Here is a 15,476-nt window from a genome sequence, read left to right on the forward strand (position 1 = left end):
GACCATGAGCACGAGCACGTCAGCAGCACCGCAGCCCTCACGCATTCGAGAAGGTCTGCCCTTCCCGCTGGGGGCAACCTGGGATGGACTGGGGGTCAATTTCGCGCTGTTTTCCGCCAACGCCACCAAAGTTGAACTGTGTCTGTTCGACGCTGCGGGTGAAGTCGAACTGGAACGCATCGAACTGCCCGAATACACCGACGAAACCTTCCATGGCTACCTGCCCGATGCACACCCGGGGCAGGTCTACGGCTATCGTGTTTACGGCCCGTACGACCCCGAAAACGGCCACCGTTTCAACCACCATAAATTGCTCATCGACCCCTATGCCAAGCAATTGGTGGGCGAACTCAAATGGTCCGAGGCGCTGTTTGGCTACACCATTGGCCACCCGGATGCAGACCTGAGTTTTGACGAGCGCGACAGCGCCCCTTTTGTGCCCAAGTGCAAAGTCATCGACCCGGCCCACACCTGGGGCCATGACCACCGCATCAGCGTGCCGTGGGAACGCACGATCTTTTACGAAACCCATGTGCGCGGGATCAGCATGCGCCACCCGGCGGTGCCCGAGGCGGTGCGCGGGACCTTTGCCGGGCTGATGGTCGATGAGGTGATCAAGCACATTCGCAACCTGGGCGTGACCAGTGTCGAGCTGCTGCCGATCCACGGCTTCGTCAATGATCAGCACCTGCTGCAAAAAGGCATGACCAACTACTGGGGCTACAACACCCTGAGCTTTTTCGCGCCCGACCCGCGCTACCTGGCCAGCGGCAAAATTGCCGAGTTCAAGGAAATGGTCGCGCACCTGCATGAGGCCGGGCTGGAAGTGATTCTGGACGTGGTTTACAACCACACCGCTGAGGGCAATGAACAAGGCCCGACCCTGTCCATGCGCGGCATCGACAACGCCTCCTATTATCGGCTGATGCCCGATGACAAGCGCTTCTACATCAACGATTCGGGCACCGGCAACACCCTCGACCTGAGCCACCCGTGCGTCTTGCAGATGGTCACCGACTCGCTGCGCTACTGGGCCGGCGAGATGCACGTCGATGGCTTCCGGTTCGATCTGGCGACCATTCTGGGCCGCTATCACGATGGTTTTGATGAGCGCCACAGCTTTCTGGTGGCCTGCCGCCAGGACCCGCTGCTGCGTCAGGTCAAGCTGATTGCCGAGCCTTGGGACTGCGGCCCCGGCGGCTATCAGGTCGGTGGTTTCCCGCCCGGCTGGGCTGAGTGGAATGACCGTTTTCGCGACAATGTGCGGGCGTTCTGGAAAGGCGATGAAGGGCAACTGGCCGAGTTTGCCGGGCGCATGACCGCTTCCGCCGACCTGTTCAACCGACGCGGGCGCCGCCCTTATACGTCCGTCAACTTTATTACCGCCCACGACGGCTTCACCCTTAACGATCTGGTGTCGTACAACGACAAGCACAACGAAGCCAACGACGAAAACAACCAGGACGGCAGCAACAACAACCTGTCATGGAACCACGGTGTCGAAGGCCCCACCGACGACCCCGAGATCAACACGCTGCGCCAGCGTCAGATGCGCAACTTCATGGCCACTTTGTTGCTGGCCCAGGGCACGCCCATGCTGGTGGCCGGTGACGAGTTCGCCCGCACCCAGCACGGCAACAACAATGCGTATTGCCAGGACAGCGAAATCGGCTGGGTCAACTGGGAACTGGACGAGCCCGCCAAAACGCTGCTGGCCTTTGTCAAACGCCTGATCAAGCTGCGCCTGCACTACCCGATCTTGCGCCGCGGGGTGTTTCTGGTGGGTCATAGCAGCGAACAGCCCGGGGTCAAGGACGTCACCTGGCTCACCCCGGCGGGTAATGAGATGACCACCCAAGACTGGGAAGACGCGCAAAACCGTTGCCTGGGCATGCTGCTCGATGGCCGCACACAAATCTCCGGCGTACAGAAATCCGGGGCCGATGCCACCTTGCTGATCATCGTCAATGCGGGCCACGACACCCTGGACTTCAACTTGCCCGGAGTCGACCATGGGGGCAGTTGGGTGTGCAAGCTCGACACCACCGACCCAGAACTCAAAAGCTCGCCCGCCCTGGCATTCAACACGCCCTACAGCGTGACCGGCCGCTCATTGGTGCTGCTTGAACTGCAACACGCCAAGGCGTCTTAAAAACCGTCAGCCACGCCCGTGCCAGACACGTGCGTGGCTAATCACGCAAAGCTTGATAAACATCAGTCACGTCCCCATTCCTTAAGCTATAACCCTGTGATTGACATGCGGCATGCCGCCTAAAAGGACAGGAGCGACCATGACCATTGATGTAGTCGGCAACACTCGGGCGCCCATAGCCTCGGTACCCGAGCCTGCCGTGCACCGAATCAAAGTACTGACCGTCAACACCCACAAGGGCTTCACCGCGTTCAACCGCCGCTTCATCCTGCCTGAGCTGCGCGAAGCGGTGCGCAGCACATCAGCGGACCTGGTGTTTTTGCAAGAAGTGCTCGGTGAGCATGAGAAACATGCCTCGCGCTATGAAGAGTGGCCGAAAACCTCGCAGTACGAATTTCTCGCCGACAGCATGTGGACCGACTTTGCCTACGGCCGCAATGCGGTGTACCCGAACGGGCATCACGGCAATGCACTGCTGTCCAAATACCCGATCAAATCGTCGCGCAACCTCGACGTTTCAATCACCGGCCCTGAGCGGCGCGGCTTGCTGCATTGTGTACTGGACGTACCGGGGCATGAAAACGTGCATGCCATCTGCGTGCATTTGAGCTTGCTCGAAAGCCATCGCCAGCTACAAATCGTACTGCTTCACCAACTGCTCAAGTCCTTGCCGCCCCATGAGCCGGTGATCATTGCCGGTGATTTCAATGACTGGAAGCTGCAAGGCAATGCCGCCCTCTCGCAGCGTGATGATCTGCATGAAGTATTTGAGCGCCATCACGGGCAATTGGCCAAAACCTATCCGGCACGCTGGCCTTTGTTGAGGCTTGACCGGATCTACCTGCGCAATGCCACCGGGCATGAGCCCATCATTCTGGGCAACAAGCCCTGGACGCACCTGTCGGACCATTTGCCGCTGGCGGTTGAAGTGCATTTGTAAACCGGGACCTACCCTCGCGATCTTTTAACGATCAAAAGATCGCGAGGCAAGCTCGCTCCTACAGAGAGCAACGCGAGTTTTTACTCAGCCCGCAGTATCAACACCCCCAACGGCGGCAGGTTCAGGGCCAGTGACACTTCCTGGCCGTGGCTCGGTTGCGGGTCTGTGCTCACGCCACCGCCATTGCCGTAGTTGGACCCCGAATAGACCCCGGCGTCGCTGTTGATAATCTCGTGCCAGGTCCCGGCCTCGGGCACGCCCACACGGTAGGCTTCACGGGGTACGGGGGTGAAGTTGGCGACGACCAGCACCGGCTTGCCGGCTTTGCTCCAGCGCAACCAGGCGAAGACGCTGTTGGTCGCATCATCACCAATCAACCATTGAAACCCCTGCGGCACGTCGTCCTGCTCATGCAGCGCCGGTTCTTCGCGGTACAGCTGGTTGAGGTCACTGACCAGTTTCTGCACACCCCGGTGCTCAGGGTATTGCAGCAAGTACCAGTCCAGTTGCTGATCATGGTTCCACTCGCGCCACTGGCCGAACTCGCAGCCCATAAACAGCAGCTTTTTGCCCGGATGCGCCCACATAAAGCTCAAGTAAGCCCGCAGGTTGGCGAACTTTTGCCAGCGGTCGCCGGGCATTTTGTCGATCAATGAGTGCTTGCCGTGTACCACTTCGTCGTGGGAAATCGGCAGGATGAAATGCTCGTGCCAGGCGTACACCAGGCCAAAGCTCAACTCGTTGTGGTGGTGGGCGCGGTACACCGGGTCTTGCTGGATGTAATGCAGCGAGTCATGCATCCAGCCCATGTTCCATTTGTACGAGAAGCCCAGGCCGCCCTGCTCGGTCCCTTGGGTAACGCCGGGCCAGGCCGTTGACTCTTCGGCAATGACCAGCGCACCGGGGACTTCCAGCGCGACCACGTCGTTGAGGTGGCGCAAAAAGTCGATCGCTTCGAGGTTTTCCCGGCCGCCGTGAATATTCGGCACCCACTCGCCGGCCTTGCGCGAATAGTCGCGGTACAGCATCGAGGCCACCGCATCGACCCGCAAACCGTCAACGTGATAGTGCTTGAGCCAGTGCAAGGCCGAAGCCAGCATAAAACCGTGCACTTCAGTGCGGCCCAGGTTGTAGATCAAGGTGTTCCAGTCTTGATGGAAGCCTTCTCGCGGGTCGGCATATTCATACAGCGCGGTGCCGTCAAACTGTGCCAGACCGTGGGTGTCATTGGGGAAGTGCGCGGGCACCCAATCCAGAATCACCCCGATCCCGGCCACGTGGCAGGCATTCACAAAAGCACCGAAGTCTTCTGGCGAGCCGTACCGGGCGCTGGGGGCGAACTGCGACAGCGGCTGATAACCCCACGACCCGCCAAACGGATGTTCCATGATCGGCATCAGTTCAATATGGGTAAAACCCAGTTGCTGCACGTAAGGGATCAAGCGCTCGGCCAACTCGCGCCAGCCGTACTGACGCGACACATCCCCCACGTCATCGACTTCACACTGCCACGAGCCCACGTGCAGCTCATATATAGACAACGCAGCATCAGTACGCTGATGCTGCGCACGGGCGTGCATCCAGTCAGCGTCCTGCCAGTCAATGTTCAAGGGCGCCGCCACGATGGACGCGGTGAGCGGCGGCAACTGAGTCTGCAGCGCCATGGGATCGGCCTTTAACGGCAGAATCCCTTGCGCCCCCAGTATTTCGTACTTGTACGCTTCACCGGCCAGCAAACGTGGCACAAACAGCTCCCACACCCCGCTCGGATGGCGCAAGCGCATCGGGTGACGGCGTCCGTCCCAGCCGTTGAAATCACCAACCACCGACACCCGCCGCGCATTCGGCGCCCACACCGCGAAACGCACGCCTGGCACCCCGTCAACGTGGGTCAACTGCGCTCCCAGGCAATGGCTCAAATCACGATGATTGCCTTCTGCGAACAAATACAGATCCATCTCACCCAGCAGCGGGCCAAAACTGTAGGGATCTTCGCTAATTTGCTGAACATCGCCCCAATCGACCTGCAACAGATACGCCTGCGCCTGCACAAAATGCCCCACAAACAAGCCTGGGGTTTGAGCCTGCTCAAGACTGCCCAGCAGCGCTTGCCCCTCGCGCGCCAGCACCTGAACACTCACCGCTCCAGGCAGAAACGCCCGAATTAACTGACCGCCTTTGCCATCCGCATGCGGGCCCAAGACTGAAAACGGGTCCGGATGCTCGGCCCGGACCAGTGCTTGAATGTCCGCAATCTCGGGTAACAGCGCGTCCTTACCCCCACCTGCCTGCCCACTCGAACTCATGCTGCTCTCCGTACGCTAAAGGTTACGCATGACGCTGCATGCCGCCGAACCATCCCCTGAGCTGTACCTACAACTCGCAGTCAGTTCCTAGCCTAGTCGTGGTTGGCGTATCTGTATCGCCCGGCGCTCGACCTGCGTTGGATAACACCTCGCGCCAGCGGTGTCATGGCAAAACACTTGCAACTCTTATACCCATACTGCGTGCAGGGTTACGAGCGCAACGCCAGGGTTAAAGTTCAAACCATTGGGCGGAGCCTGAAGCCCGTGCCGTTGATCGGGGGCTTCAGTGCACTTGATCAAGATCAGTTCATCTGACAAGCGCCATGCCCGTACACGTCATGCAAATCGGGACCTGACCCAGCTGCGGTAGAGTGTCGCAGCCTGCCAAAAAACCTCTCTGATCTGCTTTTTAATCAGCCAGCTGAGCCTGTTATGCAAACAGTTTGCGAGGGATAGTGCCTTGGCCTGATGGAGGCTGATGAGCGAAAGACCATGAGCAGACACATTCCCGTGCAGAGACTTGAACCTGTTGCAGCGTCGCCTGGCCACGCTGCACCGAGAAAAAACAAGCCTGCCGACGCACAGATCCACACCCGCAGTTTTACCGGGCTGTTCCGTTCGATTCGAATCGCGGGCAGCGGCTTTTTGTTTTTACTGTTTTTCGGCACGGTCTGGTTGCATTGGGATGGCCGTCAGGCGGTGCTTTGGGACTTGTCCGAGAGCAAGTTCCATATTTTCGGCGCGACGTTCTGGCCGCAGGATTTCATCTTGCTGTCGGCGCTGTTGATCATCGCGGCCTTTGGCCTGTTTGCGATCACGGTGTTTGCGGGACGGGTGTGGTGCGGCTACACCTGCCCGCAAAGCATCTGGACATGGCTGTTTATGTGGTGTGAAAAAGTCACTGAAGGCGATCGAAACCAACGCATCAGACTGCAGGCCGCGTCCTGGCGCATCAACAAAATTGCCCGGCGTACGGCCAAGCACGCGTTGTGGCTGGCGATCAGTGTGATGACCGCGCTGACCTTCGTCGGCTATTTCACCCCCATCCGGCCACTGGCCGCCGAGTTGCTGACCCTGGAGATAGCCGGCATCAGTTTGTTCTGGGTGGTGTTTTTTAGCGGTGCCACCTACCTCAGCGCCGGCTGGTTGCGTGAAGCGGTGTGCATGCACATGTGCCCATATGCACGCTTTCAGAGCGTGATGTTTGACAAAGACACCCTGGCGATTGCCTATGACGCCAGCCGTGGCGAGAGCCGTGGCCCGCGCAAACGCGGGGTTGAACCGGCGCAGCCCGGGCTCGGCGATTGCATTGATTGCACGATGTGCGTGCAAGTGTGCCCGACCGGGATCGACATCCGGGACGGCTTGCAGATGGAGTGCATTGGCTGCGCCGCCTGTGTCGATGCCTGTGATTCGGTGATGGACAAAATGGGTTATGCCCGCGGCCTGGTGCGTTATACCTCTGAACATGAATTGCAGGGCGGCAAAACTCAGCTGCTGCGACCGCGGCTGATTGGCTACGCTGCGGTGCTGGTGGTCATGATCGGCGCCTTGGTCATTGCCTTGAACCAACGGTCGATGGTGTCACTGGATGTCATCAAGGACCGGGGCCTGTTCCGCGAGAACAGCCTGGGCCAGATCGAGAACATTTACAGCCTCAAGATCATTAACAAAACCCAGCAGCCACAGCACTACCGGGTGGCGCTGCAACAGGGCGACGACTTCCAGTTAAACGGCAAGACCGAGCTAACCCTGGCCCCTGGCGAAATTGCTGAAGTGCCCGTGTCCGTCGCGTTACTGGCCGAACGACCAAAAAGCAGCTCCCAGACCCTTGAGTTCGTGGTCACAGACACCGCAGACCCCGGTGTGCGCAGCGTGGCCCAAAGCCGGTTTGTTGCACCGATAAATCGTTAAATCACACATTCTCCTGTGGGAGCGGGCTTGCTCGCGATAGCATCGACCGGTCATTCCGGCATACCGCGTCGTTAACATCGCGAGCAAGCCCGCTCCCACAGGATTAGCTGAGCTTTAGTTCATGAAACGCTACGAAAAATTTGCTGACGATATTGCTGAACTGATCCGCGCAGGCGTGCTCGGCCCCGGCCAGCGCGTGCCCTCGGTGCGCTATGCCAGCCAGACCTACGGCGTGAGCCCGTCTACGGTATTCCAGGCCTATTACCTGCTCGAACGCCGTGGACTGATTCGCGCCAAGCCGCGCTCGGGGTATTTCGTCAACACTCACGCGCCCAGCCCGTTTTCCGAGCCGGAAGTCAGCAGCCACCCCACCGAGTCCACCCAGGTCGATGTGAGTGATTTGGTGTTCTCGGTGCTGGACTCCATCAAAGACCCGAACACCGTACCGTTCGGCTCAGCCTTCCCCAGCCCGATGCTGTTTCCGCTGCAACGTCTGGCCCGCTCCATGGCCACCGCCAGCCGCGAAATGGACCCGCGCATGGTGGTCACCGACATGTCGCCGGGCAACCCGCAATTACGTCGCCAGATCGCCCTGCGTTATATGGTCGGCGGCCTGATGCTGCCCATGGAGGAATTGCTGATCACCAACGGCGCGCTGGAAGCCTTGAACCTGTGCCTGCAAGCAGTGACCGAACCCGGCGACCTGGTGGCCATTGAAGCCCCGGCCTTTTACGCCTGCCTGCAAGTGCTGGAGCGGCTCAAGCTCAAGGCCGTGGAAATCCCGGTGCACCCGCGTGACGGCATGGACCTCGACGCACTGGCCCATACCCTCGAACGGCACACCATCAAGGCCGTGTGGAGCATGACCAGTTTTCAAAACCCGATTGGCGCGACCATGCCCGAAGCCAAAAAGCAGGCGCTGGTCGAGCTGTTGCGTGAGCATCAGGTGCCGCTGATTGAAGACGATGTGTACGCCGAGCTGTACTTCGGCCAGCACGCGCCGAAACCGGCCAAAGCCTTTGATACCGAAGGGCTGGTGATGCATTGCGGCTCGTTCGCGAAAAGCCTGGCGCCGGGTTATCGGGTTGGCTGGGTCGCCGCCGGGCGGTTTGCGCAGAAGGTCGAACGGCTTAAATTGATGACCTCACTGTGCCCGTCGATGCCCGCCCAGGCGGCGATTGCCGATTACTTGCAGCACGGCGGCTACGACCGCCACCTGCGGCGCCTGCGCGATGCTCTGGAAGACCAGCAAAGCGCGATGCTGGCGGCGATTGCGCGGTATTTCCCGGCGCAGACCCGGGTCAGCAAACCGGCGGGCGGGTACTTTTTGTGGCTTGAGCTGCCTGAACAGATGGACTCGCTCAAACTGTTCCAGATGGCCCTGGCCCAAGGCATCAGCATTGCGCCGGGGCCGATCTTCTCGGCGACCCAGCGCTTTAGAAACTGCATCCGCTTGAACTACGGCAGCCCGTGGGATGAAACCACTGAAAAGGCCATGGAAACCCTGGGCAAGATCGTTCGTTCTTTTTAAAGCCCCCTTAAAACCAACTGTGGGAGCGGGCTTGCTCGCGATTAGAACAACGCGTTTCAATCTTCAAGCGCGTCGATTCTATCGCGAGCAAGCCCGCTCCCACAGCGTTCCGCACCCGCGCGGGGGGGGGTTAGCCCGGCATGCAGTTGAAGTCGGCGGTGTGGGCCACTTCTTTGCCGCTTGCGTCCACTAGGGTGGCGCTTACGTGAGTGCCAAGGCTCGACTCAACCAGCTTGTAGCGCTCGCCCGCCTTGAAGTTCTGGTAGTTGACATTGCCTTGGCAATCCACCTCGTTTTCATCACCGGTGGCGCCTTCATATAAGGTCACGTCCAGCTTGTGGGCGCCCGGGGTGACTTCAAAGTAACGGCCATCATTGATGTTCTTGCCGTCTACGCGCTCGGCCATCAGGTCGCTGTTACCTTCTTCCTGCAGACCAATCCAGGCTTCACCCGGATCTTGCTTTGGCATGGGGCCGGCACACGCTGTCAGCAGCAGGGCCAGGCTCAGGGTCGGGATAAGCAGCAGTGGTTTAAGGTTCATTACGGTATGCCTCACACAGGGAACCAAAGAGTGCGACTGGCCGAGAGTCAACCCGTCGAGTGGTTCCAAGCTTGGCCCCGTAAACCGCTCTAGCCCAATGAATCTAGGTGAAGGGAGTTTAAGGACTTTACTAACGCAACCTTCATGTTGGTGAAAGCTGAAAGTTAAGGTGTGACGGTAAGACTGCCCGTGTTTGCAATTTTCACTCCTTCGGAGGTTCAGGCATGCTCGGGCTGGTAAAGACCGCACTGCACAAGCCCTACACGTTTATCGTGTTGGCGATTTTTATCTGCATCATCGGGCCTCTCGCGGCTTTGCGCACCCCGACGGATGTGTTCCCTGACATCGGTATCCCCGTGGTTGCCGTGGTGTGGCAATACACAGGGCTGGCGCCTGCCGACATGGCAGGTCGAGTTATTTACACCTACGAACGCTCATTGAGTACCACCGTTAACGATATCGAACACATCGAGTCTCAATCTTTACCCGGCATGGGCATTGTGAAGATCTTCTTCCAGCCGGGCGTCGATATCCGCACGGCCAACGCGCAAGTGACCGCCGTGTCACAAACCGTGCTCAAGCAGATGCCGCCAGGCATTACCCCGCCGCTGATTCTTAACTACAGCGCCTCGACGGTGCCGATCCTGCAACTGGCGTTTTCCAGCCCGACGCTCTCGGAAGCGAAAATTCGCGACCTGGTGCAGAACAACATTCGCTTGCCCCTGAGCGCCCTGCCCGGCCTGGCAATGCCAACGCCCATGGGCGGCAAGCAGCGCCAAATCACCCTTGACCTCGACCCGCAGGCCCTTGCCGCCAAAGGCCTGTCGGCGCAAGACGTGGGCAACGCGCTGGCCGCGCAGAACCAGATCATTCCGGTGGGCACGGCCAAGCTCGGCACTTACGAATACACCGTGATGCTGAACAACAGCCCCACGGCGATTGATGAGCTCAACGACTTGCCCATCAAGACCGTTGACGGTGCGCTGATCACCATTGGTCAAGTGGCCCACGTGCGGGATGGTTCGCCGCCGCAAACCAACATCGTGCGGGTCGACGGCCATCGCGCCGTGCTCATGCCCGCGCTGAAGAACGGCAATATCTCGACCCTGTCGATTGTCGACGGGATTCGCGGGATGCTGCCGCGCATCAATGAAACCTTGCCACCTTCGCTGAAAACTTCATTGCTGGGCGACGCTTCGGTGTTCGTTAAACAGTCAGTGGGCAGTGTGGCGCAGGAAGGGATCATTGCCGCCCTGCTCACCAGCGCCATGATTCTGCTGTTCCTCGGCAGCTGGCGTTCGACCCTGATCATTGCCGTGTCGATCCCCTTGGCCGTGCTCTCGGCGATTGCCCTGCTGGCCGTCACCGGGCAAACCCTGAACGTGATGACGCTCGGAGGGCTGGCACTCGCGGTGGGGATATTAGTCGACGATGCGACGGTGACCATCGAGAACATCAACTGGCACCTTGAGCAAGGCAAGACGGTGCGCAAGGCGATTCTCGATGGCGCCAAACAGATCGTTGGCCCGGCGTTTGTCTCACTGCTGTGTATCTGCATCGTGTTTGTGCCGATGTTCATGTTGCAGGGGATTGCCGGTTACCTGTTCCGCCCCATGGCACTCTCGGTGATTTTCGCGATGGGCAGCTCGTTCATCCTCTCGCGGACCCTGGTGCCCACCCTGGCGATGTTTTTGCTCAAGCCGCACAACCCTGAGCAAGGCCCCGGGCATCACCCGGAAGACGGCTACATCAACCATCACGAGGGCGATCAGCCGACCCGGACACACTCGGCGCCAGTGCGTGCGTTGCTGAACTTCCAGCAAGGTTTTGAACGGCGCTTCTCGGCCGTGCGCGATGCGTACTACGGCGTGCTGGAACTGGCGCTGGCCAATCGCAAACGCTTTTTGCTCGGTTTCATGGCCTGTGTGCTGGCGTCATTTGTGCTGCTTCCGACGTTGGGCCAGGACTTCTTCCCGGCGACCGATGCCGGGGCGCTGGCCTTGCACGTGCGCTTGCCATTGGGGACGCGAATCGAAGAAAGCGCAGCGGCGTTTGACCATATCGAGTCACGCATTCGCGAGATCATCCCGGCTGATCAACTGGACACCATCATCGATAACATCGGCATCCCGTTGAGCGGTATCGACATGGCGTACAGCAGCAGCGGCACCATTGGCCCGCAGGATGGCGATATCCAGGTCACCCTCAAAGCCAATCACGGCCCGACCGCCGAGTATGTCAAACGCTTGCGCGAGGCCCTGCCCGAGAGTTTCCCCGGCAGCCAGTTCGCCTTCATGCCCGCCGACATCAGCAGCCAGATCCTCAACTTCGGTGCTCCGGCGCCGCTGGACGTGAAGATTTCCGGGCGTGACGACGCGGCCAACCGGGCCTACGCCCTGGAACTGCAACGGCGCCTGCAACATGTACCGGGCATTGCCGACCTGCGCATCCAGCAGTCCGTGGGTTACCCGTCACTGCAAGTCAAGGTCGACCGTCTGCGGGCCAATGGCCTGGGCATCACCGAACGCGACGTGACCAACAGCATGGTGGCCTCGTTGGCCGGCAGCTCGCAGGTGGCCCCGACGTTCTGGCTCAACCCGCAAAACGGTGTGTCTTATGGCGTGGTGGCCGCCACGCCGCAGTATCGTCTGGACAGCTTGCCTACCCTGGAAGCCTTGCCGGTGACGGGCAGCAATGGCCAGTCAGCGATCCTCGGCGGGCTGGCAACCATTAGCCGCGTAGACAGCCCGGCGGTGGTCACGCACTACAACATCCAGCCCACCCTGGACCTGTATGCCAACATTCAGGGCCGCGATCTGGGCTCGGTGGCAGCGGATGTGCAAAAGGTCATCGACGGTGCGTCGGACCTGCGCCCCAAAGGCGCGATCATCTCCCTGCACGGTCAGATCGACGCGCTGCATGAGGCGTTCAGCGGCCTGAGTTTTGGTCTGCTGGGTGCGGTGGTGCTCATCTACCTGCTGATCGTGGTCAACTTCCAGTCCTGGCTAGACCCGTTTGTGATCATTACCGCCCTGCCCGCCGCCCTGGCCGGGATCGTGTGGATGCTGTTCCTCAGCGGTACCTCGCTGTCAGTCCCGGCCTTGACCGGTGCGATCTTGTGCATGGGCGTGGCCACCGCCAACTCGATCCTGGTGGTGAGCTTCTGTCGAGAGCGCCTGGCCGTTCACGGCGATGCCCTCAAGGCTGCACTTGAAGCGGGCTATACCCGTTTCCGCCCGGTGTGCATGACCGCCCTGGCGATGATGATCGGGATGCTGCCGCTGGCCATCTCAGAAGAACAGAACGCCCCGCTCGGACGCGCCGTGATCGGTGGTCTGATGCTGGCAACCGTCGCCACCCTGCTGTTCGTGCCCGTGGTATTCAGCCTGGTGCACGGCCGTGAAAAAAATCGCGCTGCTGCTGGAGAAACTACCCATGTCGTCTGATCAAAAACCTTCGCGCAAGCGCCTGATGCTGCTGGGCATCGGCGGCCTGACACTGGCCGCGCTGCTGGTCGCCAATGGCCTCGCCGCGCGCAGCCGGCATGAGCAGGCGGTGGTCGGTTGGACCGAAGCCGCCGCCCTGCCCGTGGTCAGCGTGTTCCAGCCTTTACAAAACGCCCACGGCGACACTCTGCGCCTGCCCGCGCATCTGGAAGCCTGGAGCAAGGCGCCGATTCACGCCCGGGTGAACGGTTACCTGAAAAGCTGGACCAGCGACATCGGCAGCAAGGTCAAGGCCGGTCAGGTATTGGCGGTGATTGACAGTCCCGATCTTGACCAGCAACTGGCACAGGCTCACGCGCATATGTTGCAAGAGCAGTCCAATGCCAAGCTCGCGGCGACCACCGCGACGCGCTGGCAAAACCTGGTGGATAGCCATTCGGTATCGCGTCAGGAAGCCGATGAGAAACTGTCCAACGCCGCTGCGGCGAAAGCCAACGCGCAAGCCGCCGAAGCGGACTACGCGCGGTTGGCTTCGCTGGAAGACTACAAGACCATCCGCGCGCCCTTCGCCGGGACCATCACCGCGCGCAACACCGACATCGGCCAACTGGTGAAGGCTGACACCGACAGCGACCCGGAACTGTTCGACATTGCCGACACCCATCAACTGCGCCTGTACGTGCCGGTGCCGCAAAACTATGCCAGCGTGATTCGCCCCAACATGCAGGTGCAACTCAATGTGCCTGAGCATCCAGGGCAAACCTTCAGCGCCACGCTGGTCGGCAACTCGACCTCGATTGATCGGCGCTCCGGCACCCTGACCGCACAGTTTGTGGTGCAAAACCCCAGCGACGCCCTGCTCCCCGGCGACTACGCCGAAGCGGTCCTGTCGATTCCGGCAGACACCCATGGCGTCAGCATTCCGGCCAGTGCGTTGATCTTCCGCGCCCAGGGCACCCAGGTGGCCGTGCTGGACACTGCGCAACACGTGCACTTGCAGGACATTCATATCGGCATGGACCTGGGCGACAAACTGGTGATCGACCAGGGCCTGAAACCCACTGACACCGTCATCGATAACCCGCCTGATTCTTTGCGTGACGGCGACTCGGTCAAACTTGCCGATGCGGGAGCCCCTCATGTCGCCAAAACTTAAACGCAGCGCCTTGCTCCTGGCACTCGCGCTGCAAGGTTGCTCATTGGCCCCGACGTACAAACCGCCGCTGCTGGACCTGCCGCAGCACTACCGCGAACAGACCAGTGATGGCCCGTGGCACAGTGCGCAGCCGGGCGACAGCGTGTCGCCACAGTGGTGGCGCGCCTATCAGGATGAGCGCTTGAACGACCTGCAACAGCGCTTGCTCAACGCCAACCCGGACCTCGCGGCGGCCCTTGCGCACTTCGATTCAGCGCAGGCGTATGCCAGCCAGTTGCATGCCGGGTTGTTCCCGCAAATCACCGCCAGCGAGCAAACCTTGCGCCAGCGCCAATCGGACAACCGACCGTTGCGCGGCAGCACCCAGCCTTCGGTGTACAACAGCAACACCGCAGGCTTTGCGCTGAGTTTCGACCTGGACCTGTGGGGCAAAATCCGCAATCAGGTCGCCGCCGGTGACGCACAGGTTCAGGCCTCGGCCGATGACCTGGCGGTGGCCCGCTTGAGCTTGCAGAAGCAACTGACCGGCCTTTACGTTCAACTCGATGGCCTGGATGCGCAAAGCCGCATCCTGTCCAAGTCGCTGGACGATTACCGCCAGGCCCTGGACCTGACCAAGGCACGCTATCAAGGGCAAATTGCCTCGGAGATGGACCTGACCCGTGCACAGAACCAATTGGCCCAGGCCGAAGCGCAACTGGACGATGTGCGCGGTCAACGCAACCTCACCGAGCACGCCATTGGCGAACTGGTGGGCGTGCCCGCCAGCCAATTCCAGCTGGCCGCGCGCAGCGACACCTTAAACCTGCCGCAGCCACCGCAAGCCCTGCCCAGCACCCTGCTGCAACGGCGCCCCGATATCGCCGCAGCTGAGCGTCGGGTATTTGCCGCCAACGCGCAAATCGGCGTGGCCAAGGCCGCCTGGTACCCCGACTTCAGCCTGACCGGCCTGTTTGGCGGGCAGACTCAGGGCTACGGCAACCTGTTGGCGGCGAGCAACCACTTCTGGGCGCTGGGCCCGCTGGTCAGCTTGCCGATCTTTGACGGCGGCAGGCTCGACGCCCAAGAGCGTCAGGCCAAGGCCGAGTTCGAAGAAGCCTCTGCCCACTACCGCAGCCAAGTATTGCGCGCTGTACGCGAAGTCGAAGACAACCTGGCGCAATTGCGTGACCTGCAACAGGAAAACCTCGACGAACAAGCCGCAGCCAATGCGGCGCAACACACCCAGACCCTGGCCACCAACAGCTATGAAGCGGGCGCCGTGAGCTATCTGGATGTAGTGACCGCGCAAACCGCTGCCTTGCAGGCCGAACGCCAGGTACAAGCCCTGCGCACCCGGCAGTTGCAAGCCAGTGTCGGGCTATTGACCGCGTTGGGGGGTGGTTGGGAGGGGCAGCAGTAGATCAAAAATCTCTGTAATTACATGGACTCGCCCAAGCCGAGGCGTCTGTGCGCCACGGTGGCATTCTATTAGAAGCCAACGACAGCGA

Annotated in this window: 9 protein-coding genes; 7 read left to right on the plus strand and 2 right to left on the minus strand. The window is 60.5% G+C overall.

The window, feature by feature from the left end:
- Nucleotides 1-4 precede the first annotated feature (4 nt).
- Both glgX and GHO25_RS11685 read left to right on the plus strand, forming a co-directional pair.
- On the plus strand, nt 5-2,152 hold the full coding sequence (gene glgX / locus GHO25_RS11680) for a glycogen debranching protein GlgX (RefSeq protein ID WP_153390841.1): 2,148 nt from the start codon (nt 5-7) through the stop codon (nt 2,150-2,152).
- A gap of 139 nt (nt 2,153-2,291) precedes the next feature.
- Nucleotides 2,292-3,092 (plus strand): endonuclease/exonuclease/phosphatase family protein, encoded by an 801-nt coding sequence (locus GHO25_RS11685; RefSeq protein WP_153390842.1) that lies wholly within the window; start codon nt 2,292-2,294, stop codon nt 3,090-3,092.
- A gap of 80 nt (nt 3,093-3,172) precedes the next feature.
- Here GHO25_RS11685 and glgB read toward each other — a convergent pair whose 3' ends face one another.
- Nucleotides 3,173-5,398 carry a 1,4-alpha-glucan branching protein GlgB gene (gene glgB, locus GHO25_RS11690; protein WP_153390843.1) on the minus strand — a complete coding sequence of 742 codons (2,226 nt, stop codon included), beginning with the start codon at nt 5,396-5,398 and terminating at the stop codon, nt 3,173-3,175.
- A gap of 492 nt (nt 5,399-5,890) precedes the next feature.
- Between glgB and ccoG the strand changes: the two genes are divergently transcribed.
- Nucleotides 5,891-7,312 carry a cytochrome c oxidase accessory protein CcoG gene (gene ccoG, locus GHO25_RS11695; RefSeq protein WP_153390844.1) on the plus strand — a complete coding sequence of 474 codons (1,422 nt, stop codon included), beginning with the start codon at nt 5,891-5,893 and terminating at the stop codon, nt 7,310-7,312.
- Nucleotides 7,313-7,433: 121 nt separating this feature from the next.
- Nucleotides 7,434-8,843 carry a GntR family transcriptional regulator MpaR gene (gene mapR / locus GHO25_RS11700; RefSeq protein WP_153390845.1) on the plus strand — a complete coding sequence of 470 codons (1,410 nt, stop codon included), beginning with the start codon at nt 7,434-7,436 and terminating at the stop codon, nt 8,841-8,843.
- 130 nt (nt 8,844-8,973) lie between these two features.
- Here mapR and GHO25_RS11705 read toward each other — a convergent pair whose 3' ends face one another.
- A complete protein-coding gene (locus tag GHO25_RS11705) occupies nt 8,974-9,384 on the minus strand; it encodes a hypothetical protein (RefSeq protein WP_048368958.1) in 411 nt (136 codons plus the stop codon).
- A 224-nt stretch (nt 9,385-9,608) separates the two neighbouring features.
- Between GHO25_RS11705 and GHO25_RS11710 the strand changes: the two genes are divergently transcribed.
- The 3 genes from GHO25_RS11710 to GHO25_RS11720 are packed head-to-tail and all read left to right on the plus strand — an operon-like array spanning nt 9,609 to nt 15,388.
- Entirely contained in the window at nt 9,609-12,830 is a 3,222-nt protein-coding gene (locus GHO25_RS11710) for an efflux RND transporter permease subunit (RefSeq protein ID WP_153390846.1), read from the plus strand.
- Entirely contained in the window at nt 12,820-13,986 is a 1,167-nt protein-coding gene (locus GHO25_RS11715; protein WP_153390847.1) for an efflux RND transporter periplasmic adaptor subunit, read from the plus strand. Before GHO25_RS11710 ends, GHO25_RS11715 begins: the two co-directional genes overlap by 11 nt.
- On the plus strand, nt 13,970-15,388 hold the full coding sequence (locus GHO25_RS11720) for an efflux transporter outer membrane subunit (protein WP_153390848.1): 1,419 nt from the start codon (nt 13,970-13,972) through the stop codon (nt 15,386-15,388). The genes GHO25_RS11715 and GHO25_RS11720 overlap by 17 nt, the downstream gene beginning before the upstream one ends.
- Nucleotides 15,389-15,476 lie beyond the last annotated feature (88 nt).

This window comes from Pseudomonas sp. FSL R10-1350 (assembly GCF_009600525.1).
Taxonomy (GTDB): domain Bacteria; phylum Pseudomonadota; class Gammaproteobacteria; order Pseudomonadales; family Pseudomonadaceae; genus Aquipseudomonas; species Aquipseudomonas helleri.

Excerpts from the sequence above, each read along its gene's own strand:
- glgX (WP_153390841.1), top strand. The coding sequence starts at position 5 with ATGAGCACGAGCACGTCAGCAGCACCGCAGCCCTCACGCATTCGAGAA.
- GHO25_RS11705 (WP_048368958.1), bottom strand. The coding sequence starts at position 9,384 with ATGAACCTTAAACCACTGCTGCTTATCCCGACCCTGAGCCTGGCCCTG.
- GHO25_RS11715 (WP_153390847.1), top strand. The coding sequence starts at position 12,820 with ATGTCGTCTGATCAAAAACCTTCGCGCAAGCGCCTGATGCTGCTGGGC.
- glgB (WP_153390843.1), bottom strand. The coding sequence starts at position 5,398 with ATGAGTTCGAGTGGGCAGGCAGGTGGGGGTAAGGACGCGCTGTTACCC.
- GHO25_RS11710 (WP_153390846.1), top strand. The coding sequence starts at position 9,609 with ATGCTCGGGCTGGTAAAGACCGCACTGCACAAGCCCTACACGTTTATC.
- ccoG (WP_153390844.1), top strand. The coding sequence starts at position 5,891 with ATGAGCAGACACATTCCCGTGCAGAGACTTGAACCTGTTGCAGCGTCG.
- GHO25_RS11720 (WP_153390848.1), top strand. The coding sequence starts at position 13,970 with ATGTCGCCAAAACTTAAACGCAGCGCCTTGCTCCTGGCACTCGCGCTG.
- GHO25_RS11685 (WP_153390842.1), top strand. The coding sequence starts at position 2,292 with ATGACCATTGATGTAGTCGGCAACACTCGGGCGCCCATAGCCTCGGTA.
- mapR (WP_153390845.1), top strand. The coding sequence starts at position 7,434 with ATGAAACGCTACGAAAAATTTGCTGACGATATTGCTGAACTGATCCGC.